Consider the following 26,625-nt stretch of genomic DNA (forward strand, 5'->3'; position numbering starts at 1 on the left):
CTTTTTATTTGGTTGATATATGTATCAAAATAGTGGTAGCATATTATTTATATCTGATGACCAGCAGGCCCTGAGCCGCTTTCGGCAGGCCTATGTGGAATCGTATAATGTATTTACCGCATCGTCTATCAAGGAAGCTCACCGTACGTTAACAGATTACGATATCCATGTTACCGTAGCAAAACAAATGATGCCGCAGATGAGTGGCCTTCAATTCTGTGAAAGTATATCTCATGAGTTCCCGGATTTAACGAATATTATTATAAACTCTTCCAATGATACTGATTCTTTAAAAAGAGCTTATAAGACGGGTTTGATTTTCCGATTTATTAGTGAGCCATTTACCGACCTTAACCTTCAAATGGCTATTGATAATGCCTTGCAAATTCAGGAGGCTCAGTTTAAAAATCAGCAGCTTTCACAAAAAATTTCCAAATATGAAAACAAGCAGCAAGATATACTTGATTTATTTAAAAAGTATGTGCCAGGCGAAGTAGTTTCACAAGCACTGGAGACCGAAAAGGAAGATATGATGAAACCCGGCGAATCACGGATTGTCTCAGTCCTTTTCGCTGATATGCGCGACTTTACGAAGATGACCAGTGAATTACCACCTTCAGAAGTGGTGCAGTTTTTAAATGATTACTGGGATATTCTTTCCGTAGCTATTAAAGAAAACAAAGGCTCTATCAACAAATATATTGGCGATGGGTTACTTGCGGTCTTTGGCGCTCCAATATCTTACATCAATAACCATGAAAATGCAGTATCTGCGGCACTGCAAATGGTTGATTCTCTTGAAAGAGTAAATGCCAAATACAGTCAAAAGCTGGGCGAAGAAATTAGCATTGGTATCGGCATTAACAGCGGAGAAGTTATTGTAGGGAATGTTGGCACCAATGAATTTATGGAATATACGGTCATTGGTAATACCGTAAATACGGCATCCCGATTAGAAAAAATAAGCAAGTCGAAACCTAACTCAATTATTATTAGTGAGCGAACTCACGAACTTGTAAAAGATTCTTTCCAAACCTCTGACTTTAAGGAAGCTACGCTTTCTGAAAAGGATGAAACGATCAAATACTGTGAAGTGCTTGGACCCAATCCCAGTAATGTATATCCCATGCATTCCCAAAGCAACACTCCTTAGCTTTCCCACCTTTTAATTAATTTCTGGGAAAAGTAAATAAAAAAGTACTCCCCTTCCCATTCGTTGCAATTTCTGTCTTTGCATTCAATTGGGCCGCAAACGTATCGACAAGCATAGAACCAAGATTACCTTCCTCGTGAAAGCTAAAATCATCGGGAACACCCGGCCCATTATCGGCAACCTTCAACGTGATATCCCCATTCTGTTTATAGAGTCCTACCTTTAATAATCCTCGCTTATTTTTTTCAAAAGCGTGCTTAAAAGCATTCACAACCAACTCGTTTACTAAAAGTCCGCAAGGAATTACACGATCCACATCTAATTCGACCTTTTCTAACTCAAATATCAGCTCAACATGCTCTTGGTATTCCGTAAAAGTGCCATGAATAGCCTCTACCAACTCTTTTAAATAATTATCCAATTCAATTTCCGAAAGCGACTCTGTTTGATATAATTTTTCATGAATCAAAGCCATCGATCGAATACGTGTTTGACTATCCTGCAATATCCCTTGTGCTTCAGCACTTTCGGTGCTATCCAACTGCAACTCAATTAATCCCGATACAATAGCCAAACTGTTTTTTACGCGATGGTGAATTTCACGCAACAGCAACTCTTTCTCGTTAAGCGATTCTTTAATAACGCTGGTTTTACTATCAACTTGTCGGCGTAACATGACCACCCATCCTACAATTATAATGGTGATAATTCCCAATCCTGACAACAATAACAGCATATAAAATTGAGGGATACCTGCATACTCAAGATCCTGGGGCGTTCGCAAGAACATTTTGTACGTTTCTTCCTCGGGAAAATCGGGGTTGTATTCCGAGATAATGCCACAAACGACGATTTTATCCCCCACACTTAATACATCAAAATTAAAATCATCAAAAAGGTGGTGGAAGTTAGACACATATACCATCATCGTCTTTGTAGCATCTTTACTTGATGCAATACGCACATATTTACCATTAAAGGAATTGCCCTTTTCAATAATATTTCCTTCTCCTTCCACCAGCATTCCCAAATATTTCGATGGATTTACCATCGCCAAATCCAATGGCTTGGGAGCGGGCGGAGATGATCCTTTTTTAAAAACCTGATACGAATCGGCATGAACTTCTGCCAAACCGTTATAACGATCTACCTTACCCTTAACAACCAAACTGTCACCTGACTCAAAAGGAATATCAATATCCATGGCAAAAACCGATATTCCGGAAGAATCATTCTGAACAAACACCTGCAAATAATGCTCGTGTAGCAATCCCGTTTGAATATTAGCAATACCTGTAATGGTCACCCTTTCTCCCAAATGATCTAATGTATTGTCATTATTGGAGTCAGCCCTTACCTCAGCATAATTCCAAATGCGTTCTTGTTGCTGAGCCTGAGCATTAAAACTGAAAAAGAGTAGAAAGAAAATAGTAACACTACATAACAGATGAGGTTGTAGCCAACAACCTTCTTTGAAATAACCCATCGCCAAATAATAAATTAACCTAAAGCACACTTTTAAAAGCCAATAATGAATTCTACAAAAGTTCGATCTATATAAAAAATACTTATCTAATTTTTTAGGAATTGAACGTTCTTACAGATCACGACTGTTACTAAACTCAATAGCCATATTCACATTCACCATCTATCACTTTGAGCAAACAACTGAGATGCTTAGTTACAGGCGTCACCGGGTATATTGGGGGACGTCTTGTACCCAAACTATTAGAAAAAAGATACAAAGTACGCGTACTTTCTCGTGATATCGATCGTCTTCAGGGTCGTCCCTGGATTGATCAGGTCGAAGTTGTCGAAGCAGATGTCCTTAACCCCCAAAGTTTACCCGAAGCTCTTAAAAACGTTGATGTCGCCTATTACCTAATCCATAGTATGAGTGGCAAAAGTAGCTCAGAGTTTCATCAACGAGATATACAAGCAGCAAAAAACTTCAGCAAGGCTGCAAAATCACAACATGTAGAGCGTATTATTTATCTGGGCGGGCTCGGGAATCCAGAGGACAATCTTTCTAAACATTTACAGTCGAGGCAACAAACCGGGGAAGTATTACGACAGTCTGGTGTTCCCGTCACGGAGTTTAGGGCGGCTATTGTGGTCGGATCAGGAAGTAAATCCTTCGAGATGATACGCTATCTCACCGAACGCGTACCCATTATGATATGTCCCTCATGGGTATACAGCAAAGTACAACCTATAGCTATCCGCAATGTGCTGCAATACTTGGTAGCCGCTATTGAGAAACCCAAAACCAAAGATAAAATTATTGAGATTGGCGGCAGCAGCGTTATTACCTATGCCGATATGATGCGGATTTATGCCCAGGTCAATGGATTAAAACGGATCCTTCTTCCCGTTCCGGTTCTGTCTCCTACTTTATCTTCTCATTGGGTCCACTGGATGACTCCTATCCCTTCCTCATTGGCTCGACCGTTAATCGAAGGACTCAAAAATGACGTCATCGTGCAAAGTAATGACGCTGAAAAACTATTTCCCGAAATTAATCCCTTTTCATACAAAAGAGCCGTTGAACTGGCAATGGCCCGCATTGATACAGATGATGTTGAAACAACATGGAATGACGCACTCATCAGTAGCAAAGGAGATGAAGAACCAGTTATTCTTAAAACTAAAGAGGGACTTACTATTGAGCGACGCATTCGTACCGTACATGGTTCATCCCAACAGGTTTTTGAAACATTTTCAAGTTTGGGAGGTGAAAACGGCTGGCCGGTTTTTCAATGGGCGTGGAAACTGCGGGGGATATTAGATCGCATGGTTGGTGGAGTCGGCTTTCGGCGCGGACGTCGTCATCCCACTGAATTACGCGTAGGCGATGCACTCGACTTTTGGCGTGTGGAAGCCATTAAACCAGGGGAATTACTTCGCCTGCGGGCCGAAATGAAAGTGCCGGGCAAGGCTTGGCTCGAATTTCAAGCCCTCCCTAACGACGATAACACTACAAAACTGGTGCAAACAGCCTATTTTGCTCCAAAAGGATTATTTGGACTCCTTTACTGGTATGGGCTATATCCCTTTCACTCGCTTATTTTTTCCAGCATGATTGATAAACTTGCTACACAGATTGAAACCAATAACAGTTAGTTACTCTCGAAGTATTTGAAACCAACACCGCTATTTGTAGCTTATAGGTTTACAACAACATTATGCTTTACTATAAAACTTTTTTTAAAAATAAAGATACTGACTGGGTTGTGTTTGTCCACGGAGCGGGCGGCAGTTCTTCAATCTGGTTTAAACAACTAAGAACCTACAAGAAAGAGTTCAACGTATTGATGATTGACCTCCGTGGTCATGGCAAATCCAAGGGGATGCTTCAAAAATATTACGAAGAGGAATACTCTTTTAAGCTGGCCAGCCAGGATATCATTGATGTGCTCGACGAAATTGGTATCGAAAAAGCCCACTTTGTGGGCGTTTCATTAGGCACCATAATCATAAGAACAATTGGAGAGATGCAGCCCAATCGCGTGCAATCACTGGTAATGAGTGGTGCCATTATGCGCCTGAACGTACGATCTCGTTTCTTGGTTTGGCTGGGACACAAATTCAAAAAGATTGTCCCTTTTATGTGGCTCTATAAACTTTTTGCATGGATCATCATGCCCCGAAAACGGCACTCCGAGTCACGGAATCTTTTCATCCGCGAAGCCAAAAAACTCTATAAAAAGGAGTTCTTGAAATGGTTTAACATGACGCACGAGGTGAACCCCCTGCTAAAATATTTTCGTGAGAAAGAGCTTAAAATCCGCACGCTCTATATTATGGGAAGCGAAGATTACCTCTTTCTGCCACCGGTCAAAAGAGTAGTTAAAGAGCACTCTAAATCAGTGCTCGAAATCGTAGACAAGTGTGGACACGTCGTAAATGTAGAAAGACCCGAGGTTTTCAATCGGGTGACGCTTAACTTTCTCAAATCTGACAATTGGGCTGCCAATACGTAACATTTGGGACAAAGTAGAAGCTTATCCCCAGAAAACTACGGTAGCAAATACTCAAGCACTGCATCCCAATCGCGGAAGGGCTCTTCACCAAAATGGATATGTTCACCCTCAAAATCACCTGCTCCGTTGGCAGTACGGTCGTCAATGAGATAATCGCCTTTATTAAGATGCTTGTTGTGGCTTAAAATCAATCGCTTGCGGGCAACATCGGGCAGATGTTTTTTTACCCAAAGCAACTTGTCGATCCAGGCAGAAGGATTGGACCACGGTGCGGTGGAAAGTATATACACATCATACCGCTCACTTAATTTGTGGAAGGCTTCGATGGCCCCGTCGATGGGCGGAAGGTCTCGGAAAAAGCCCGGCACTTCATCAAGATCGCCTTTGTATTCCTGATACGTTTCTTCTGAAAGCTGATCAATGCCGTGTTCAAAATCAACCAGCACGCTGTCCATATCGACATAAACAATTTTCATGCGTATTTCCTATTTGGTTCAATCATTACTTTTTGATGCTGAAACAACACGTGTCCCGACCATTCGGCATTCAGGATAACATATCTTTTCTATCAAGGTACTAATATAACCTTGCCAATATTTTTTCGCTCTTCAATATAACGATGAGCTTTGGCGACATCTTCAAAACCAAAAGTGGTATCAACATGTGGATTGATCCAACCCTCTTCTACTCCTTTTAAAATATACTCCATCCAGATGCTTGCTTTTTCGGGCTCATGCCACAAATGTCCCAAGTTTACACCAAAGACGCCACGATTTTTGTTAAGCAACGGTAAGGGATGATAAAACGGCATTTGTACAACTGTCTTGAGCATACTCCACATTGCTCCCAAACCCCCGCCGGTTCCTTCACTGGCCGATGAAATCCCAAACATGCCCAACTTCCCAGTTGCGCGCAGGGCTTTGTAGCTTCGTTTCCATTCCTTACCACCCAGTGGATCAGTAATCAGTTCAACACCTTTACCATCGGTCAAATCCATTAGCTTTTCGGACCAATCCTTATTGCGATAATCGATAGTATAATCTAAACCACGCTCTGCTAAAAAGTTATGCTTTCGCTTACTGGCGGTACCATAAATCGTGGCGCCAATATGTCGAGCGATATCCAGTGCAGCAATGCCTACTCCACCACCCACATTGTGAATCAGAATTGATTCGTAGGACTGCAGCGATCCCATAACCTCTATTAAAATGTGAGCTGTTAAATAATTCACCGGCAAAACAGCCGCTTCCTCGAAAGACAAGCGATTCGGCTTCTCAAATAATTGCAATTCACGAACCGCGACCTGTTCAGCCTGCCCTTTAAATCGGGTAAAAGCAATAACTTCTTTTCCCAACCAAGAATCGTCAATTTCGTGTCCGACTGCATCAACTATACCTGCAACCTCGTATCCCATTACACAGGGTTTATCAGGCCCATCGGGATACTGCCCTTTACGTGCAAGAATATCCGCGAAGTTTAGCCCGGATGCTTTTACATTAATAATGGCTTCATCTTCCTCTGGCTGTAGGTCGGGCACTTCCTCAACTTCCAAGACGTCATACCCACCATTCGATCTGTTAACAATCTGTCTCATAAATACTTTTTTCTTAACCGGATTTATACAACATAGACTTACAAATTTCCAAAAATATTACTCATGAATACTCACTTCAGTTTTGTATCTTTGGCCCGCCTTATTATAACCATATAAATTTTAGATTTCTGAATTTTAGAATGGCTGCATCCTCCCCATTTGAACAAAATTCAAGAGTAACAAATATACTACTAATTGCCGGCATTGTGCTGATTGCCTTCAACTTGCGTCCGGCACTGGCGGGCGTTGGCCCATTGGTTAGTACTATTCGGGAAGCTACCGGGCTATCCAATGCTATGTTGGGATTACTGACGACCCTACCTCTACTGGCATTTGGTGTACTCTCCACATTAACGCCACTGTTTACAAAACGAATGGGCATTGAGGGAACTCTGGCATTGGCCATGGTTTTGCTTACAGGCGGAATTTTGCTTCGTGTTATTCCAGCTAACTGGGCGCTATTTACAGGTACCTTACTATTAGGTGTTGCTATTGCTTTTGGAAATGTATTGCTCCCAAGCTTGGTAAAACGAGATTTTCCTAATCATTCAGGTATTATGACGAGTGTTTATTCAAGTGCTCTGGGACTCGGTGCCACAGCTGCGGCCGGACTCAGCGTACCGTTGGCCTATGATTGGGGAATGGGCTGGCGATGGTCACTTGGAGCCTGGGCCGCTCTTTCACTACTGGCTTTCCTGATTTGGCTGCCCCAGTTAAAGGATTTGACGGTACCTAAGCAAGAGCGCCACTTTTTAACTTCTATGAAAAACCTGGGGGGCTCCCTTACCGCTTGGCAGGTGGCCCTTTTTATGGGACTGCAATCACTGGCTTTTTACGTGATATTAGCCTGGCTGCCCGAAATTCTGCAAGATCGTGGCCTATCGGCCAATAACGCTGGATGGATGCTGTCCCTTTCTCAAGCAATGGGAGTCGTGGGTACGATCTTTATACCAGTCTGGGCCGAGAAACTTGACGATCAGCGAAAATTAGTCTGGGCATTAATGGTTGCAGAAGCGGTGAGCTTGGTGGGGTTAATGTTCCCCGACCCGTTTCTGGTTGCACTTTGGGCTTCTCTTATCGGAGCAGCATTAGGGGGGAGCTTTGGATTGGCATTACTATTTATCGTGCTTCGATCATCTAATAGCGAAACCGCTACGGAACTATCTGGAATGGCACAATCCATTGGATATCTGCTTGCAGCCGTGGGACCTACGTTATTTGGAGCCATGCATGACGCTACAGGCGCCTGGCTGGTACCACTTCTGTTTCTGTTAATTATTGTAGGAGCCAAACTTATTTTTGGGTTGGGAGCTGCCAAACCCCAAGAGGTAAAATAGTATCCATAAAAAAGTGGATACCCGGTAACGGATATCCACTTTCAAAATTTTGCAAAATACGTGCTGCCGTTAAGCTACTTTAACGTGCACCTTCTTTCCTTTGACGCGGTTCTTGTTCATTCCGCTGATCACCTGATTCACATATTGACCAGGAACATCCACAAAAGCGTGTTTGGGAAAGATATCGATATTACCGATTACTTTTCCGGGGATGCCAGATTCGCCCGCAATAGCTCCCACTAAATCACCGGGATACACATTGTTCTTCTTGCCAACACTAAAATGGATCTTAATCATAGCAGAATCATCATACTCTTTGGCTTGTGATTGATCCTCATCCACTTCTTCAACTGCCGTGTTCATTTTAAGCAACGCAGCTGCAATTTCGATGGTTGTAAATCGATCATCAACAAATCCTTCAATCTGCTCGATGTAAGGTCGTAAATCGCCTTTTTCCAACATCTCAACAACTTCGTCCATACGTCCGGCCATTTTTGATATCCGAACATCGGCTGTAGACGGCATCTCGAGCGGATTTAGCTGATTCTTAATCTGCTTTTCGATCGTACGCAATTCCTTTTTCTTACGTCGGGTTGTGAAAGTAATCGCCATTCCTGATCGTCCCGCACGTCCAGTTCGTCCAATGCGGTGCACATAATACTCCGGATCTTGAGGAATATCATAATTAAATACGGCCTCAATATCGTCAATATCCAATCCACGAGCGGCAACATCGGTTCCAACCAAAACATCGATTGCTCCCGAACGAAATTTTGCCATCACACGATCACGCTGATTCTGGTTCAAATCACCGTTAATAAAATCCGACGAATATCCACGTGATTGCAATTCACGAGTTACCTGTTCTGTTTTACGCTTGGTATTACAAAAAACCAACGCCAGCTTAAAATCATTGATATCCATAAAGCGGCAAATGGCTTCGGTACGGACAGAATCTCGAACCTCAACAACATACTGCTCAATATTTGGGGCTGTTACTTTCTTACGTTCTATAGTAATCGTCTCTGGATTACTCATATAGCGATTCATAATCTTGCGAATGCCTTTTGACATTGTCGCCGAGAACATAATGGTTTGTACCGGCTGATCAGCATAAGATAGAATCTGCTCCATATCATCCCGAAAACCCATATTGAGCATTTCGTCCGCCTCATCAAAAACAACACGCTGCAGGTTATCCAGCTTCATTGTTCCACGGCGCAAGTGATCAATCGTTCGCCCAGGCGTTCCAACAACGATATGTGCACCACGCTTAAGTGCTTTTATCTGTCGTGAAATAGATTGCCCTCCATAAATGGGAATAACATTCAATCCGTTGAGCTGCTTCCCGATTTTGATGAGTTCTCCTGTCACCTGAATCGCCAGCTCACGCGTGGGACACATTATAATAGTCTGCACATTCTTGTTACTAATGTCGGTTTGTTGCACAACCGGGATACCAAAAGCAGCTGTTTTTCCCGTTCCCGTTTGGGCTTGCCCTACAACATCCTTGCCTTCTAAAAGAGAAGGTATGCATTTTTGTTGTACCGGAGTGGGACTTTCAAACCCCATTTGTTCGATTCCTTCTAAAATGGAATCCGTTAAATCAAGGTCGTTAAAATCTAAATTGGTCATAAATAAAATTAATTGAGTATTAGTAAATACCTGACGCCACAAAAACATACTTATAGTACCAGCTTACTAAGCCGCTATCCAAAAACCGTGTATATTAGAGGCGCCGACAGACCAAAGAAAGGATTGCAAGAACCTGTTTAACGAGTAGGTGGGATATTAAAGTAACACCAGCTGGCCTAAGGTACGCAATTATCAGCAGAACAACACTAAATTAAAAGATTAATATTTGATCGTTAGTGTTGACGACCTTCAACATTTGCTAATATCCCCCAAACACTACACAAAAAACCTCATTATAAGTTTTTAAGAGTATCTTTATGTTAGTTAAAATTCACTAACTATTTTTCAACTTATTAGTATGTTCCGTAACTATCATCCATAATACTATATAAGGGATGGTTATGGGACAACAACAATTACTTTTAGTTATTTTAGTTACTATTCTGATAGGAGTAGCGGCCGTAGTTGCAATTGATACCATGCAAGAAGCACGAACGAACTCCAACGAAACAGCTGTACGGCAAGATATATTGATGATACTTAACGATGCTCAAATCTACTATCGGAAGCCAGAAATGGTTGGCGGTGGCGGCAATTCTTTTGATGGAATCTCACAACAACACATTCTCTCCGTTGAACCAAAAAATGAAAACGGTTATTATGAGATATCTGGCTCCGGAAATACCTTAACAGTTACCGGTACGGGCAGCGACGCAAGTGTTAAGGTTATTGCAACGGCAACAATAAATGGAGACGGAATGGAAATTTCGTGGTCTACTCCTTAATCTATGCATAGGCGTTTAAAATAAAGAAAATCACCACTCCTGTTACCGATACATACAACCAAACTGGCAGGGTAACTTTTGAGACCTTTCGATGTAGTTTCAGCTTTCCGGCAAATGCCAAATAAAAACTCGTCAAGATCATTGGAACTACCAAAGCTGATAATATGATATGTGTTATGAGTATAAAGAAATAAATAGGCCGAATGAGTCCTTCGCCAGGAAAAGGGGTATGTCCATGAAAATTATGATAAATCACATAACTAATCAGAAAAAAAGTAGAAGTAACAAAGGCCGTTAAGTTGAACTTCATGTGCCGGGTAAAGTCACGCTGACGAATAGCCTGATATCCAAATAGTAAAAATACTGTGCTCGCACTATTTAACAGGGCATTCAAAGCCGGCAAGCTGCTTATAAGAGTTGAGCTATGATCACTCCCTCCTTTATAATAGATCAGCCAAATTAAGAAACCGAATGCAATGCCACTTATTAATAATATAACGCCTAAAGCTTTGGCAAAACTGATGTTTTTAAGGAGATCAATGGTAATAGGCTTTTTGGAACTCATTGCATCAAATTTATTGAATAAATTAAAAGCAGGGCAAAGATAACCATTATTGTTTGTTAAAGCAGCAATAATCAGACAAGATTTATTCTGCCAAGATTACAGTAATTTTCTATCTATATCTTAAAATCTCATTAGGCATTTTTGCTAAATAGATTATATCTTAGGCCACTAATTTCGAGGACGGCAAAACGGGCCCAATCTATTTAGAATCGATTTAAATATCGAAACTCTCATTTTTATGGGTTCTAAAAGACTTGGATTTTCCATACTTTCAGGCCGAAACTTTTAGAGCACAACTGCTAAAAAGCAACGATAAATTTTACTTAACCCATGGCTCAGATTTTTCCTAAATGGGCAAATGAAGTTCCCCAACGTATTTTGCTCGGGCTTATTATTTTCGCGACCGCAACAGTAGCAGGAGTTTGGTACTATTTTTCTCCGGAATACACCGATGTAGGCTATGCTCCTGAACAGCCCATCGAATACAGCCATAAATTGCACGCCGGTGAACTTGACATAGATTGCCAGTATTGTCATACCAATGTAAAGGAATCAAAACATGCCAATGTTCCGGCCACACAAACTTGCATGAACTGTCACAATCAAGTTGATGGCTCGCAAAACCCAGAGGAGGTACAAAAAATCCGCGACAGTTGGGAAAATGACGAATCCATTGAATGGGTGCGCGTGCACAACCTCCCGGACTATGCTTACTTCAATCATGCTGCACACGTAAATGTTGGCGTTGGATGTGAAACCTGCCATGGGCGTGTTGACCGAATGGAGACCGTCTTCCAAAAAGAACCACTAAGTATGAGTTGGTGTCTTGACTGTCACAGAAATCCGGAACAGTACGTTCGTCCGGTTGATGAAGTTACTACAATGGGCTATAAGCCAGAAAAAGATCAAATTGAAATGGGTCGTGACTTGGTAGCAAAACACAATATTGCTCCACCAACCTACTGTCAAAGCTGCCACTATTAATAATAAGGTATACCTAACCGAACGAATCTGAATAAACGCAATCGTAACGGAATGAGCGAAGAAGTAAAAAGTCCCAATTACTGGAAAAGCTTGGGCGAACTTGCCAGAAACGAAGAATATGAAAAGTTCGTCGAACGTGAATTTCCTGAAAATGCTACAGAACTTAATGATAAAGTATCCCGTCGCGGCTTTCTGCGGGTAATGGGAGCTTCCATTGCATTAGCTGGCTTTGCTGCATGCCGACGCCCAGTGCAGAAAATCGTACCTTTCAGCAAGCAGCCGGAAGATTATGTGGAGGGAGAGCCAAAGTTTTACGCTTCTTCAGCCCCCTTTCAAGGTGCTCTTAGCGGCATTGTTGTTGAAAATAACGAGGGGCGTCCGACTAAGATTGAAGGAAATGAGATGCATCCCGCCAGCCAGGGAAATACCAGCATTTTCAGCCAGGCTGAGATATTAAACATGTATGACCCCGATCGCTCGCGTTACGTTCGAAAAAACGGAGAGCGTTCGTCGGTTAGTGCCTTTGCAGAATTTTGTAGTGAACATTTTTCTAATACCAATCAAAACATTGCCTTTGTTTCGGAAGCAAATTCTTCACCTACTTATAATAGGTTGAAAGATGAGGCAATGGATCGCTTTTCGAATGCGCAATGGATCACCTACGAACCATTTGGTGAAGACAATGCCCTTGAAGGAACAAATATGGCATTTGGTCAGCGATTGCGCACATATAATCAATTTGGTGAAGCCGATGTCATCGTAAGTTTTGATGATGACTTTTTAAATCCGGCTGCCGATAAAAATAGTGTTGAAAACACTAAGAGTTTTACTGACCGGCGCCGCGTGATGTCGGAAGATGATGACATGTCACGATTTTATGCTGTTGAAAGTACATTCAGCATTACCGGCTCCAACGCCGATAACCGTCTGCGTATTAAGTCTGGCGAAGTTGACCTCTTTATATATGCACTGGCTGCTGAGCTTTCTGGTTCAGTGAGTGGACTTTCTGCATTTAACGGTTATAGCAACAAATTTTCTGATCACGATTGGATATCGGTACTGGCTGAAGAGCTGCTCGATAATCAAGGTCGTTCACTATTAACCGTTGGACGAGATCACAAGCCGGAACTTCACGCTACTGTTGCAACAATCAATGTAGCACTCAACAACGACGGTGAAACCGTTGGTTATATTGAAATTCCACATATTGATGACCAAAACAATCGGGAAGCATTCTCTGGCTTAATTGATGAACTTAACAATGAAAATGTTGATACTGTTGTATTAGTCGGAACGAATCCCGCTTTTTCAGCACCTGCTGATCTGAATTTTGAAGATGCACTCTCTAATGCCGGGCAAGTTGTTCATCTTTCTGACTATTATGATGAAACGTCGAAACTGGCTAACTGGCACATAAATCGTGCGCATTTCCTTGAAGCATGGAGCGACGGATATTCTTATTCCGGAACACGATCGATCGTTCAGCCACAAATCGAACCTTTATATTCTGGCATTAGTGAAATTGAGTTCTTGAACACCATATTAACGGGAGAACAATCCAACGGGTATGACTTGGTTCAAGAAACATGGAAAAATTATTACGGCAATGACTTTACCAGTCAGTGGAATGAAGCCTTGCATGATGGTTTAGCAGAAGAACAAACTTTTTCTGCAGCATCAGTAAGTATTTCAAACGACTTTAACTCCCAAGCCTCTAACTTTATCAGCGATGCACAACCTGCTGAGGGCATGGAGCTGGTTATTCGTCCCGACTCTACGGTTTTTGATGGACGCTATGCCAATAACGGCTGGCTGCAAGAGCTTCCCAAGCCAATGACCAAAATCACTTGGGATAATGTGGCCTTAATGAGCAAGAAAACAGCTGACGAATTGGGTGTTAAAGAAGCCGGGCTCGGTAAATCAGAAGTAGAAGTTATTGCTATTACAGTAGATGGTACTACGGTTGAAATTCCTGCTTGGGTTCAACCAGGCCATGCCGATGACAGTATCACTATTACTGTTGGTTATGGCCGCGAAGGTGTTGGACGCGTGGCAAACAAGACGGGAACCAATACGTATCCGCTTCGAACAACCGCTAATATGCATGTTGCGGGAAATATTTCCGTAGAAAAGACTGGGGAAACCTATGAAATAGCATCTACACAGGATCACAACAGCATGGAAGGACGTTCGCTGTTGCGATATGCTACACTCCAGGAATATAAAGAGAATCCAAACTTCTCGGCGTATGAATCGGCGTATGATGCCGAAATGCCAGGTGTCGCATTTGCCGAAGAACATGGCGAAGACGACCCACTATCAATTTTTAATTCTATCGACGAGCAAGAATATCCCGATGACGAACCTCAATGGGGTATGTCTATCGACTTAAATACCTGCACGGGATGTGGAGTATGTACGATCGCATGTACCGCAGAAAATAACATCCCTGTTGTAGGCAAACGCGAAGTAAGTCGCGGGCGTGAGATGCACTGGATTCGAAATGACCGCTATTTTGATGGCGATGTCAATGATCCAAAAGCTGTTCACCAACCTGTTCCTTGTATGCACTGTGAACTGGCTCCTTGTGAACAAGTTTGTCCGGTTGCCGCAACTACTCACAGTGATGACGGCATGAACCAAATGACGTATAACCGATGTATTGGAACGCGTTACTGCGCTAATAACTGTCCATATAAAGTTCGTCGATTTAATTTCTTTAATTACTCAAAAGAATTTTTAACGGGTGGTGACGATCCTGAAATCGTCCAGATGGCAATGAATCCAGAAGTAACGATTCGTTTCCGCGGTGTGATGGAAAAATGTACCTACTGCGTACAGCGAGTTAATCGCGCGAAGATACAACGCGATATCGAAACGGATGGTGAGTCTAAGAAACCACTGGATGGTTCTGTTGAAACGGCATGTCAGCAAGCGTGCCCAGCAGACGCAATCTATTTCGGTGATCTTACCGACCCAGAGAGTGAAGTAGTCAAAACGAAGAAAAATAACCGTAACTACTTGCTCTTAGAAGAACTTAATACGCGACCAAGAACGTCGTATCTTGCTAAAATTCGTAATCCAAATCCCAAATTGGCCTAATTTTCAATACACTTTACGATGAGCACTGATTATCAATACGTACCAGAGCCAAAACTTGTAAAAGGAGATCATTCCTTTGGGAGTATCACTGATCTTATTGCGAAAACTCCCCTATCTCCTACTCCGAAATTATGGTATTTAGCATTTGGCCTTGCCAACATGTTGCTTATGGTCCTTTTGGGTGCCATTGGATACCTTATTTGGGAAGGTACCGGAATTTGGGGTCTTAACAATCCCGCTGGATGGGGTTGGGCTATTATCAACTTTGTGTGGTGGGTTGGTATTGGTCACGCCGGAACCTTGATTTCTGCTATTTTATTCCTCTTTAGACAGGGATGGCGTACAGCTATTAACCGTTTTGCGGAGGCGATGACCATATTTGCGGTTATGTGTGCCGGAATTTTTCCCGCCATTCACGTGGGACGTATCTGGGTTATTTACTGGGTATTTCCGATTCCCAACCAAATGGCAGCTTGGCCCAACTTTTCAAGTCCACTACTTTGGGATGTATTTGCCGTAAGCACATATTTTACTGTTTCATTACTTTTCTGGTATGTAGGTTTAATTCCTGATTTTGCCACACTGAGAGACAAAGCCAAAAGTAAGGTTGCTAAAATGTCATACGGGATTGCCTCGCTGGGCTGGACAGGCAGTTTTCGAAATTGGTGGAATTACGAAAAGGCTTATATGATTCTGGCCGGACTTGCTACGCCCCTCGTACTTTCAGTACACACTATTGTATCATTTGACTTTGCTGTTTCGGTTATTCCGGGCTGGCACAGTACAATATTTCCACCCTACTTTGTTGCCGGTGCGATTTATTCTGGTTTTGCCATGGTATTAACACTGATGTTGATTGCACGAAAGATCTACAAGCTTGAAGACATCATGAACATCGATATCATGGAAAAGATGAACCTTGTAATGATGGTTACGGGTAATTTGGTGGCATTCGCTTACTTAATGGAAGGATTTGTAGCCTGGTACAGTGGATATATTTATGAACAAGGAATTTTCTGGTTATACGTCGTTGGACCTTATGCCTGGGGCTTCTGGATTCTCATGTTCTGTAACGTGGTAACTCCCCAGCTTCTGTGGTTTAAGAACATTCGACGTAATGTAGCAATCACATTTGTGATATCGATTATCGTAAACATCGGTATGTGGTTCGAGCGATTTATGATTTCGGTCGCATCGCTATCAACTGATTTTATGCCTTCTGCTTGGGATTATTACTCTCCCAGCATGTGGGATATTCTCACGTACATTGGAACATTCGGATTATTTTTCACTTTCTTCCTGCTATTCCTCCGCTTCCTGCCAATGGTTGCCATTGCAGAAGTTAAAGGAGTTATGCCGCAGGCCGATCCACATAACTACGATGAGGAAACCAGCGAATTTGATATTGAGAAAACGAAACCTGTTGTAGTTCAACAAGAGCAAACTGTTTAGTAACTGATATTTATGGACGCAGAAAACAAAAAAGTGTACGGTGTATTAGCTGAGTTCAAAAATCCCAAAGAACTTGTTGATGCAGCATCATCCGTAAAGAAATCCGGTTATAAGGATTTTGATACCTACGCTCCCTTCCCTATTCACGGGATGGAAAAAGCAATGGGCATAAAGAAGTCTCCCCTTGGTTGGATTGTACTGGGAGGAGCTCTTACAGGAATGATCGGCGCATTAGCATTAATGATTTGGGTGATGGGCTATGAATACCCGATGAACATCAGTGGTAAACCTTTTATCAATATTCCCATTTACGTGCCCATTACTTTTGAGCTGACGGTTTTATTATCCGCTTTTGCTGCCACCTTTGGCATGTTGGCGTTAAACAAACTTCCGCGGTTACACAATCCACTATTTAACGTAGATCGCTTTGAAAAAGCTTCTGACGATGGCTTTTTTGTCCACATAGAAGCTTCCGACGATCTTTTTTCAGAAGAAAAGGTTACTAAGCTGTTCCAAAATAATGGGGCAACGCACATTGAAACCGTATACGATTCGGAATAATTGACCACAAAAATCTTTAGTTCGCATAACAATCCGATGAAAGTTTCTAAGTACTTATTATTAGCTGTTATTGTTCTCCCATTGGCATTGGCCGGTTGCAGGGGCGAAAAGTTTGATTCGCAACCCGTACACCCTAACATGAACATGGACCAGCAAGAGCGTTTTGAACCACAAGAAAAAAATGAGTTTTTCGCTGATAATCGTGCCATGCGAAAGCCGGTTGACGGCACTATCGCCCGAGGTGACTTAAAAGAAGACAAGGCTTACTACCAGGGAATTAATGAAGACAGCAGCTTTGTAGAGGAAATTCCCGTTGATCTTACGAAGTCATTCATCTATCGCGGAAAAGATCAATATGAGATCTATTGTACACCTTGCCACGGAAATACTGGTGATGGCAATGGAATTGTGATGGCCAACAATTACGGCTATGTCCCAGCACCAAGCTTCCATATAGAACGTCTACAAAATCAAAGCGATGGCTATATTTATTCTGCTATCGCCAATGGTATCCGTAATATGCCCTCTTACGCAACACAAATTTCTGTCAAAGATCGATGGGCTATTGTGGCATACGTACGAGCTTTGCAAAAAAGTCAAAATGTATCTGAAGATGAAATTCAACAGTACGATGTTGACCTCACTGCTCTGCAAGAAGATTATCAAGAAAAGTTAGCTGCCGAGCAGGCTAAGAAAGAGGCTGAAGCTGATGACGATGGAGAAGTTACCGCATCACGTGGACAAACAGTGGCTCAGAACAACGGTTGTATGACGTGCCATTCAACAGATGGATCAAAACTGGTAGGTCCAACCTGGCAAAACCTGTATGGATCTGAGCGAACATTGGATGACGGTTCAACTGTTACAGCTGATGAGGACTATCTGCGAGAATCTATTGTAGATCCATCAGCAAAAGTTGTCGAAGGATTTCCACCATCGATGGTACCTTATGATTATTTAAGTGACAGCGAGATAAACTCTTTGGTTGCTTACATAAAATCACTGAGTGAAAACGCAGAATAACATTCTAAACGATTTTAACGCATATAAACGATTGGTTTAATCTATGAGTAAGCCCACAATTACTGATACACTGGATTTTCCCTCAGACTTAAATGTGACCAAGTCGCTCTTTGGGGTTGGCGTTGTAGGCCTGTTGGCCACTGGTGTTGGATACTTTCTTGATCATGATCAGTTCTACTTCTCATACCTTGTAAGCTTCTCTTTTTTCTCGAGCATTGCCCTTGCAAGTTTATTTTTTGTAATGATACAGCACCTAACTCGTTCGGAGTGGAGTGCTGTAATTCGTCGAATACCTGAAGCAATTTCTTCGAACTTCTGGATCTGGGGATTGTTCATTATCCCTATTCTTTTCGGGATGCATTCACTGTACCATTGGACCCATGCCGATGCAATAGCGACCGATCCGGTACTACAAGGCAAGGAACCGTACTTGAACACTACTTTCTTTATTATTCGCCAAGTAATCTACTTTGCTGTTTGGAGTTTTCTGGGTTATCGATTGTATAACAAATCTGTTGAAATGGATGAAACTGGCGATTGGGGGCTCCAAACTCTATTGCGACGAACCAGTGGTCCGGGCTTGTTTTTCTTTGCTATTACCCTGGCATTTGCATCATTTGATTGGATCATGTCCCTTGATCCACATTGGTACTCTACTATTTTTGGTGTCTATTATTTTGCAATGAGTTTTCAGGGTTTATTTGCTGCGCTCATTCTCATCATATTTTTCTTGTGGAAGAATGATCTGCTCACCAATACCATTCAAAAGGGACATATTTATGATTTAGGGGTACAGATGTTTGGCTTCACCGTATTCTACGCCTACATCGCCTTTAGTCAATTTCTTTTGATCTATTACGCCAATATCCCTGAGGAAACAGTCTGGTACTTAGAGCGTTTACAAGGCGGATATGAATACTTAGCATATATCTATTTATTTGGACGATTTGTCATTCCATTTATACTTTTACTGCCTAAAGCACCAAAGTCGAATTACAAAATTGTAGGTAGTGTTTCAGTACTGATATTAGTTTCACACTTAGTTGAACTTTACTGGCTTGTAATGCCAGTACTTAACCATCATGGCTTCCATTTTAACTGGATGACAATTACCAGTTTTGTAGGACTTGGAGGTATTTTCTTAGGATTGTTTTTCTACCGATTTAAACAACAGAAAATGGTAGCTATCAATGATCCCAAACTGGGAGAATCACTCAACAAACACTAACATTTAGCTAACACTATAACGCAGTAACAACTGATACTGCTAATAAAGCTTATACTTTCATGGCCAACGAGAAGCAAAATTATTCCGCTGAATTTAAGAAAGAGGTTGCTCAAAAAGCTTTAGACCAATCCAAGAAAAATCTGGATAAATTGGCGGAACAGTACGACGTATCTGTTTCTGTTATTTTGATGTGGGCAACAGAGCTTGAAAAAGGTGGAGAAGATGTATTTAAAACGGAGGATGAAGAACAACAATCCCCTTCGGAAGAACCCACAGAAAATGTTGATATTGAAATAACCAGTGAAGAAATCGCTGACTCTGTTGAACATGGCGTTATGGCTGATAAGCTCAACTATAAACGCCTTATATTTTGGAGCGTTTTTGGTACCATTTTGGTTATTATTTTTGTGCGTGGACTTATGGAGATGTACGAGTATAATATGAACACCACACAAGAACGCGTATCATCTGAAAGTGAGTACTATCAAGTTAATCAGATGAAAAAAGAAGCCAGGCAACAATTAGAAAGTTTCGGTGTCGTTGATCTCGAAAATAACATTTATAGAATTCCTATCGACAGTGCAATCAATACGATGACTGCCGATGAAGAATAGGTAATAATTATGAAGTACTTTGGGCTTGTAATAGTAGCATTAAGCCTGTTTTTACTCCCTAAGATTTCCTTTGGACAGTTAAACCAACAAAAACCACGTCAGTTGGATGATGTTGGAGTCGAAGAACGTCTGGGAGATCAAATACCACTTAATTTAACTTTTGCTAATGCAAAAGGAGATTCGATTAAGCTCAAAGAATTATTTACTGATGGAAAACCGGTCTTGTTAAATCCGGTATACTACGAATGCCCCCAATTATGTTCAATGATCAAAGAAGCAATTTTTAAGGGGGTGAAAGATCTTAAATGGTCACCTGGCAAAGAATACAATATTGTTACATTCAGTTTTGATCCCAATGAAAAAACATCATTGGCAGCTGATAATAAAAAACGGTTTTTGAATAAACTTGATCGCAATAGTGCCGAGGAAGGATGGCACTTTTTAACAGGCAGTAAAGATAACATCCAACAACTTACTGAGGCTATTGGCTTTAAAAAGCAGCGTCTTGAAAACGGGCAATATGCACATGGCGCTGCCATTATGTTTTTAAGCCCGGATGGGAAAATAACCCGTTATTTATATGGCCTCAAATATGATGAATTTGATTTACGGAATGCGCTCTATGACGCCGCCGATGGAAACGTTGGCAGTACAGCAGAACAAGTATTACTCTACTGCTATCAGTACGATGCGGATTCCAATAGTTATGTACCGGTAGCCTGGCGTTTTATGCAGGTTGGCGGCTTTGCTACCATGTTAATTCTGGGTATATTCCTCGGTTTTATGTGGTTGAAGCACCGATATTCTAATAATGAAAAGCAAATAAAAGAAACGAATGGACGCGCTTAAAGATTTTTTATTACCACCGGCAAAATCAACGCTGGCTGAGCAGACCGATACACTCTTTTGGTTTGTACATGGCAGCAGCCTTATTTTAACGATTGGACTTATTGGTGTGCTGATTTATTTCGTGTATAAGTACCGTCGTAAATCAGAAGACGAAGTTACACCACTTATTACGCATAATAGTGCCCTCGAAGTTACTTGGTCTGTGATCCCATTAATCTTGGTTCTTATTGTGTTTGGATGGGGATATCAAGTATTCGTTAACCAAACGGTGGTACCTGATGATGCCTACGAAGTAAATGTAACAGCTCAAAAATGGATTTGGCAGTTCCAATACGAAAACGGAGCACGATCTACCGGTGAATTACATGTGCCCGCAGATCGCCCAATCAAACTGATTATGCAATCCAATGATGTAATTCACTCCTTTTTTGTGCCTGACTATCGTCTAAAACAGGATGTTGTGCCCGGCCAATATACCGAAATGTGGTTTAACGCTCCCGAACCCGGCGAATCAATCATTTTTTGTACCGAGTATTGTGGTGATGGGCACTCTGATATGCTTGGGAATGTTATTGTCCATGAAGAAGAAGAATTTGAAAGCTGGCTTGCCGAAAATTCTGGTGGCGGTTCTAAGCCTGATGATTTAGCTCCAGAAAAATGGGGAGAACAATTAACGCAAGAATATGCGTGTCAAACTTGCCACTCTACCGATGGAAGTGATATGACGGGACCAACTTGGCAAGGATTGTTTGGCCATGAAGTGCCACTGGAAGATGGCTCTACCGTTACTGCTGATGAAAATTACATCCGGGAATCAATATTAGAACCAAATGCTAAAGTTGTGGAAGGATACCCGGCGGTAATGAATACTTACCAAGGTCAGCTCAATGATGAACAGATTAATGCGATTATTGAATACATCAAAACATTGAAGTAATATGGATACAGCAGAAGCAAGTTCTACAGAAAAAAAGATTCAGGTACAACGATTTAAACCCGAGGATAATCCTGACAAACATTTCCTAAATGAAGAAACCGGTTTGTGGTCTTGGTTAACGACCGTCGATCATAAAAAGATCGGTATTATGTTTTTGGGAGCTATTACCTTTTTCTTCTTTATTGGAGGAATAATGGCTCTGATTGTACGTACCGAGCTGTGGACTCCCGCTAAAACATTTATTGAGGCCAATACCTACAACCAGGTTTTTACCCTGCATGGGGCTATTATGGTTTTTCTATTCTTAGTTCCAGCAGTACCTGCAGCACTTGGTAACTTTATCTTACCGTTACAGCTGGGTGCCAAAGATGTAGCCTTTCCCAGGCTTAACTTAATGAGCTTCTATCTTTACCTGGGAGGAGCTTTTGTTGCTGTATTTGCCATATTAAATGGTGGTATTGATACAGGATGGACATTCTACACGCCCTACTCTTCTACTACCGGTGGTGCTGTTACAACCATGGTTTTTGGTGTATTTATTATCGGGTTCTCCTCTATTCTTACGGGAATCAACTTTATCACAACCATTCACAAACTGCGCGCGCCCGGCCTAACCTGGGATAAGCTATCGCTTTTCAGCTGGAGTCTGTATGCAACAAGTATTATTCAAATTTTAGCAACACCAGTTCTTGCTATTACTCTTGCCCTTATTGGCATGGAACGTATTTTGGGCATCGGTATTTTTGATCCTGCAATGGGCGGTGATCCGGTTCTTTTCCAACACTTCTTTTGGTTCTACAGTCACCCGGCAGTATATATTATGATTGTTCCCGGTTTTGGAGTGGTTTCTGAAGTTATTACCACTTTTACACGTAAGCACATCTTTGGATATTGGGCTATTGCACTTTCATCCTTAGCAATTGCCTTTATTAGTTTCCTCGTATGGGGACATCACATGTTTGTATCCGGACAGGCTTCTATTGCATCAATGATTTTCTCATTCCTCACTTTCTTGGTTGGTATTCCAACAGGCATCAAAATGTTCAACTGGACTGCAACCTTATATAAAGGGTCAATAGATTTAAAATCACCGCTCTTATATATATTTGGATTTTTCTTCCTCTTCTTAGTTGGCGGACTAACCGGTATTGTACTTGCATCAATCGCCCTCGATGTTCACCTGCATGATACCTACTATGTAGTTGCCCACTTTCACTTTGTAATGGTAGGTGGTATGGTGATGGCTTTCTTAGCCGGCCTGCATTACTGGTGGCCTAAGATTACTGGAAAAATGTATAACGAGACATTAGCCAAAATAAGTTGTGGAGTAATCTTTATTGGATTTAACGTCACCTTTTTACCTCAGTTTGTAATGGGTTCGCAGGGAATGCCTCGACGTTATTTTAACTACATCGAACAGTTTCAACCATTCCACCAAGTATCAACGATCGGTTCATATATATTAGGACTTGGCTTCCTGCTGGTATTCTATTATTTGGTGAAATCATTATTTACCGGCCAGAAAGCTACGGCTAATCCCTGGGGTAGTCGCGCTATGGAATGGCAAATAAACACACTTCCACCACTGCACAATTTCCATCATACACCTGTTGTTATTAACGGTCCCTATGACTATCACAAGCCAATGGAAGAATTTCAGTTGGGACTTGCACACTCTGCAAATGGGCACGGCAAGCAAAGTGATGTTGAAGTAAGTGCAGATGGTAAAGAAATTAAAGCCGAATAACTGAGTATTAACCTGAAAATTATTAATAACTGATTATGGCAGATCATTCATCATCCACAACACATTCGCAGTTTTTTCAGCATCATTTTGTGGATGCCGATCAGCAGTTCGAAGCTGCTAAAATGGGAATGTGGATCTTCTTGGCAACTGAAATCCTGATGTTTGGCGGGCTGTTTGCAGCATATATTGTATTCCGCCTGTGGTATCCCGACTTGTTTACTCAAGCCTCGGCTCAACTCGATACCTTTTGGGGAGCAGTAAACACTGTAGTTCTTATTGGCAGTAGTTTAACGGTAGCAATGGCTATTAAATCTGCCCAATTAAATCAGAAAAAAAATATTGCCATAAATCTGGGTATTACACTGGCCTTAGCTGCTGTCTTTATGGTTATTAAATACTTTGAATGGACCCATAAATTTCACCTCGGTATCTATCCCGGTGAATTTTATGCTTTTGAAGGAATAGCCCATGAGAAAGCAAATGTGTTTTATAGTCTCTATTACCTGATGACTGGTTTGCACGGTCTTCACGTATTAATTGGTATGGGATTAATGAGTTGGTTGCTATGGAGATCCTTAAAAGGACATTTCGATAGTGAATACTACACCCCTATTGAAATGACCGGCCTCTATTGGCACTTGGTTGATATCATCTGGATTTTCCTATTCCCTCTCTTCTACTTAATTGAATGATAACTTAAAATATTTTACTCCTCATGAGCGGACATCATATATCCACCGACAAAACATTACTCGGCGTTGCTGCCGCACTGCTGGTACTGACGATTCTCACTGTTGGCATATACTATATTCATATCCCTACACCCTGGGATATTGTTACAGCCATGGGTATTGCCGTTGTTAAAGCAGGACTTGTAGCGTTATTCTTTATGAACCTTTACTGGGATGAACGCTTTAACTCTATGATATTTATTTCAGGACTGGCATTTTTAGGGCTCCTCATAGCTCTTACCCTGATGGATACCCTATTCCGTGTGGAAACAATCCCGGGTTTCTAAGTGTTACGCTGACTTATTTTTCGATTTTAAAGCCGATCATAAGATGATCGGCTTTATTTATTCCACTCTTTGCTCTTCTGGAAATTGAGGATTAGCGTTTGCCACTATCAATAACGCTAAGGTCTCAGCAGCAATTAAAAAAGCAATACCCGTAAGGTGTATAACCTGATAAACAGGCGGCAGATTTAGATAGTACATGCCAATACCTGTCAACACCTGCAAGCCTATTAACGCCAAGACAATAATGCCTAACTTTTGTAGTAATGAAGAGTTTAGCTTCCAACTGGTCAAATAGTATAAAACCCCACCTGCTGCTAATACAATCCACGAAAAGCTACGATGAATTTCATCGATGAGACCTACTTGGGCTATCCACGTCTCGCGAGGAGGGGCATTGGTCATATTCTTTAAAACGTCAATTACTTCTCTTACTTGCGTACCCAGAATTAATTGAACAAAAGTACTAACCATCAAAACGATAAGAGTACCCGCTAAGATCCGATTCATTTTGAGAGGTATCTCAACCGTTAAATCCTTTTTTGAGGCCTTAAAAACGGCATAAACCAACGTTATCATAATGAGCATGGCCAATATCATGTGCAAGGTAATCAACCACTCAGAAAGTCCCGTCTTAACTACCTGTCCTCCAAGCCATCCTTGAATCAATACCATCACAAAAGCTGATCCAGAACTATAAAACACCGCAGGATTCCTTTTGCGATATTTAAAAGACAGGAAAAACGTTATTGAAATCAATCCCCCAATAATTACTCCTATCAAACGGTTGATATACTCCGTCCATGTTTTAATCACATTAAACTGAGAAGCATCAAAACGAGCAGGTAGATCAGAAGGTGTTAACGGTGGGATCCACATTCCAAAACACTTCGGCCAATCAGGACATCCCAAACCAGCTCCGGAAGCCCGAACTAAGCCACCAACAAAAATCAGAAAAATAGTAGCTCCTACTGTCGTAAGCGCTACCTTTTGATACCTATTAAACTTCATAAAATATTCTATTGTTCATCTGTAGACCTAATGATGTAATCATCATAATTTATCACAAAAGGGTAACAATTTTGCTAATAAATGCGTACATTTGCACCTGATAAAATTACGATTTCGGCATGAAGTTAAGCACAGAATTCTCCCTTTCAAAGTTTTTCGATACCCAAAAAGTTGCAGCTTATTACGAGCTCACCAAACCGGGTATCACCTTTAGTGTGGTAGCCAGTATGCTTATTGGATTTGTACTGGGTTCTGGCACTCACATAAACTATATCACGCTTATACATGCCACGCTGGGCACTTGGTTAATTGCCTCGGGAACGGCCGCTCACAATCAGTTTTTGGAATGGCGGTACGATGGAAAAATGAAGCGTACTAAAAAACGTCCCGTTCCAGCGAGTAAAATATCACCCAAAAATAGTGTCATATTTTCGCTCGCATTAATTACAGGTGGATTGCTATATCTACTTATCGCCGTTAATGCCGTTGCAGGACTTATCTCTCTCCTTACAACTGTTATCTACTTGGGTATTTATACCCCCATGAAACGCGTGTCTGTTGTCAATGTGTTTATTGGAGCTATTCCCGGAGCCTTGCCCCCGGTTGGTGGTTGGGCGGCAGCCACGGGCCATTTGGGAAGCACAGGCATGTGGCTCCTGTTTGGCATTGTCTTTTTATGGCAAATTCCCCACGTTATGGCTATCGCTTGGGTCTGTAAAGACGACTACCAAAGCGCCGGCTTCCAGATGCTACCAAAAAACGATCCCACAGGTATTAAAGCAACTATACTTATTGTAGGATGTTTAATTGCTCTACTTCCAGTTTCATACGGGCTGTATCATATTGGAATGAATAGCTGGATTTATTTAATCGGTGGCCTGTTAAGCAGCGTAGTATTCCTCTATTATGGAATTATCTTTGCAATAGATCGCGACAAGCCATCTGCCAAAAATTTGATGTTCGCTTCGTTCGGTTATCTTCCCATCATCTGGGCATTTGTCATTATTGATATCCTGATTCTTTAAGAATTACTACCTGTTCCCTCAACAC

At 41.6% G+C, this 26,625-nt stretch carries 24 protein-coding genes; 18 read left to right on the forward strand and 6 right to left on the reverse strand.

Annotated features, from left to right (window positions below):
- The first annotated feature begins 19 nt into the window (after positions 1–19).
- Positions 20–1,153, forward strand: coding sequence for an adenylate/guanylate cyclase domain-containing protein (locus AAFH98_RS00165; protein WP_342520636.1), 1,134 nt, complete (start codon positions 20–22; stop codon positions 1,151–1,153).
- 16 nt (positions 1,154–1,169) lie between these two features.
- Here AAFH98_RS00165 and AAFH98_RS00170 read toward each other — a convergent pair whose 3' ends face one another.
- Entirely contained in the window at positions 1,170–2,639 is a 1,470-nt protein-coding gene (locus AAFH98_RS00170) for a sensor histidine kinase (RefSeq protein ID WP_342520637.1), read from the reverse strand.
- 170 nt (positions 2,640–2,809) lie between these two features.
- Here AAFH98_RS00170 and AAFH98_RS00175 point away from each other — a divergent pair, with 170 nt between their 5' ends.
- Positions 2,810–4,276: an SDR family oxidoreductase gene (locus tag AAFH98_RS00175; RefSeq protein ID WP_342520638.1), complete on the forward strand. Its 1,467-nt coding sequence runs from the start codon at positions 2,810–2,812 to the stop codon at positions 4,274–4,276.
- Between the two features lie 62 nt (positions 4,277–4,338).
- The gene (locus AAFH98_RS00180) at positions 4,339–5,136 is read left to right on the forward strand and encodes an alpha/beta fold hydrolase (RefSeq protein WP_342520639.1); all 798 of its coding nucleotides are present in this window, start codon (positions 4,339–4,341) and stop codon (positions 5,134–5,136) included.
- Positions 5,137–5,171: 35 nt separating this feature from the next.
- On the opposite strand, the gene AAFH98_RS00185 is transcribed toward AAFH98_RS00180, so the two are convergent.
- Complete coding sequence (locus AAFH98_RS00185) at positions 5,172–5,612, reverse strand: 5' nucleotidase, NT5C type (RefSeq protein ID WP_342520640.1); 441 nt, start codon at positions 5,610–5,612, stop codon at positions 5,172–5,174.
- Positions 5,613–5,704: 92 nt separating this feature from the next.
- A complete protein-coding gene (locus AAFH98_RS00190; protein ID WP_342520641.1) occupies positions 5,705–6,730 on the reverse strand; it encodes a zinc-binding dehydrogenase in 1,026 nt (341 codons plus the stop codon).
- 140 nt (positions 6,731–6,870) lie between these two features.
- Here AAFH98_RS00190 and AAFH98_RS00195 point away from each other — a divergent pair, with 140 nt between their 5' ends.
- On the forward strand, positions 6,871–8,067 hold the full coding sequence (locus tag AAFH98_RS00195) for a CynX/NimT family MFS transporter (protein WP_342520642.1): 1,197 nt from the start codon (positions 6,871–6,873) through the stop codon (positions 8,065–8,067).
- A gap of 69 nt (positions 8,068–8,136) precedes the next feature.
- On the opposite strand, the gene AAFH98_RS00200 is transcribed toward AAFH98_RS00195, so the two are convergent.
- Entirely contained in the window at positions 8,137–9,702 is a 1,566-nt protein-coding gene (locus tag AAFH98_RS00200; protein ID WP_342520643.1) for a DEAD/DEAH box helicase, read from the reverse strand.
- A 401-nt stretch (positions 9,703–10,103) separates the two neighbouring features.
- On the opposite strand from AAFH98_RS00200, the gene AAFH98_RS00205 reads away from it, so the two are divergent.
- On the forward strand, positions 10,104–10,487 hold the full coding sequence (locus AAFH98_RS00205; protein WP_342520644.1) for a hypothetical protein: 384 nt from the start codon (positions 10,104–10,106) through the stop codon (positions 10,485–10,487).
- Between the two features lies 1 nt (position 10,488).
- Here the strand turns inward: AAFH98_RS00205 and AAFH98_RS00210 are convergent, their stop codons facing one another.
- A complete protein-coding gene (locus tag AAFH98_RS00210) occupies positions 10,489–11,052 on the reverse strand; it encodes a DUF420 domain-containing protein (protein ID WP_342520645.1) in 564 nt (187 codons plus the stop codon).
- A 330-nt stretch (positions 11,053–11,382) separates the two neighbouring features.
- Between AAFH98_RS00210 and AAFH98_RS00215 the strand changes: the two genes are divergently transcribed.
- From AAFH98_RS00215 to AAFH98_RS00270, 12 genes are read left to right on the forward strand one after another with little or no spacing between them, the layout of a single operon-like run.
- Positions 11,383–12,036 carry a cytochrome c3 family protein gene (locus tag AAFH98_RS00215; RefSeq protein WP_342520646.1) on the forward strand — a complete coding sequence of 218 codons (654 nt, stop codon included), beginning with the start codon at positions 11,383–11,385 and terminating at the stop codon, positions 12,034–12,036.
- A 51-nt stretch (positions 12,037–12,087) separates the two neighbouring features.
- Entirely contained in the window at positions 12,088–15,138 is a 3,051-nt protein-coding gene (locus AAFH98_RS00220) for a TAT-variant-translocated molybdopterin oxidoreductase (RefSeq protein ID WP_342520647.1), read from the forward strand.
- An 18-nt stretch (positions 15,139–15,156) separates the two neighbouring features.
- The gene (gene nrfD / locus AAFH98_RS00225; RefSeq protein ID WP_342520648.1) at positions 15,157–16,590 is read left to right on the forward strand and encodes an NrfD/PsrC family molybdoenzyme membrane anchor subunit; all 1,434 of its coding nucleotides are present in this window, start codon (positions 15,157–15,159) and stop codon (positions 16,588–16,590) included.
- Between the two features lie 12 nt (positions 16,591–16,602).
- A complete protein-coding gene (locus tag AAFH98_RS00230; RefSeq protein WP_342520649.1) occupies positions 16,603–17,151 on the forward strand; it encodes a DUF3341 domain-containing protein in 549 nt (182 codons plus the stop codon).
- A gap of 36 nt (positions 17,152–17,187) precedes the next feature.
- A complete protein-coding gene (locus tag AAFH98_RS00235; protein WP_342520650.1) occupies positions 17,188–18,174 on the forward strand; it encodes a c-type cytochrome in 987 nt (328 codons plus the stop codon).
- Between the two features lie 43 nt (positions 18,175–18,217).
- Positions 18,218–19,402, forward strand: coding sequence for a hypothetical protein (locus AAFH98_RS00240; RefSeq protein WP_342520651.1), 1,185 nt, complete (start codon positions 18,218–18,220; stop codon positions 19,400–19,402).
- A 59-nt stretch (positions 19,403–19,461) separates the two neighbouring features.
- Positions 19,462–20,016, forward strand: coding sequence for a hypothetical protein (locus AAFH98_RS00245; protein ID WP_342520652.1), 555 nt, complete (start codon positions 19,462–19,464; stop codon positions 20,014–20,016).
- Between the two features lie 9 nt (positions 20,017–20,025).
- Positions 20,026–20,865, forward strand: coding sequence for an SCO family protein (locus AAFH98_RS00250; RefSeq protein WP_342520653.1), 840 nt, complete (start codon positions 20,026–20,028; stop codon positions 20,863–20,865).
- Positions 20,852–21,802: a cytochrome c oxidase subunit II gene (gene coxB, locus AAFH98_RS00255; protein WP_342520654.1), complete on the forward strand. Its 951-nt coding sequence runs from the start codon at positions 20,852–20,854 to the stop codon at positions 21,800–21,802. Before AAFH98_RS00250 ends, coxB begins: the two co-directional genes overlap by 14 nt.
- 1 nt (position 21,803) lies before the next feature.
- Positions 21,804–23,549 (forward strand): cytochrome c oxidase subunit I, encoded by a 1,746-nt coding sequence (gene ctaD, locus AAFH98_RS00260; RefSeq protein WP_342520655.1) that lies wholly within the window; start codon positions 21,804–21,806, stop codon positions 23,547–23,549.
- A 35-nt stretch (positions 23,550–23,584) separates the two neighbouring features.
- Positions 23,585–24,241: a cytochrome c oxidase subunit 3 family protein gene (locus AAFH98_RS00265; protein ID WP_342520656.1), complete on the forward strand. Its 657-nt coding sequence runs from the start codon at positions 23,585–23,587 to the stop codon at positions 24,239–24,241.
- 23 nt (positions 24,242–24,264) lie between these two features.
- Entirely contained in the window at positions 24,265–24,567 is a 303-nt protein-coding gene (locus tag AAFH98_RS00270) for a cytochrome C oxidase subunit IV family protein (RefSeq protein ID WP_342520657.1), read from the forward strand.
- Between the two features lie 57 nt (positions 24,568–24,624).
- Here AAFH98_RS00270 and AAFH98_RS00275 read toward each other — a convergent pair whose 3' ends face one another.
- A complete protein-coding gene (locus AAFH98_RS00275; protein WP_342520658.1) occupies positions 24,625–25,575 on the reverse strand; it encodes a COX15/CtaA family protein in 951 nt (316 codons plus the stop codon).
- Between the two features lie 119 nt (positions 25,576–25,694).
- Here AAFH98_RS00275 and cyoE point away from each other — a divergent pair, with 119 nt between their 5' ends.
- Positions 25,695–26,600, forward strand: coding sequence for a heme o synthase (gene cyoE / locus AAFH98_RS00280; protein WP_342520659.1), 906 nt, complete (start codon positions 25,695–25,697; stop codon positions 26,598–26,600).
- Positions 26,601–26,625 lie beyond the last annotated feature (25 nt).

The sequence above is a fragment of the Fodinibius sp. Rm-B-1B1-1 genome, from assembly GCF_038594945.1.
GTDB lineage: Bacteria > Bacteroidota > Rhodothermia > Balneolales > Balneolaceae > Fodinibius > Fodinibius alkaliphilus.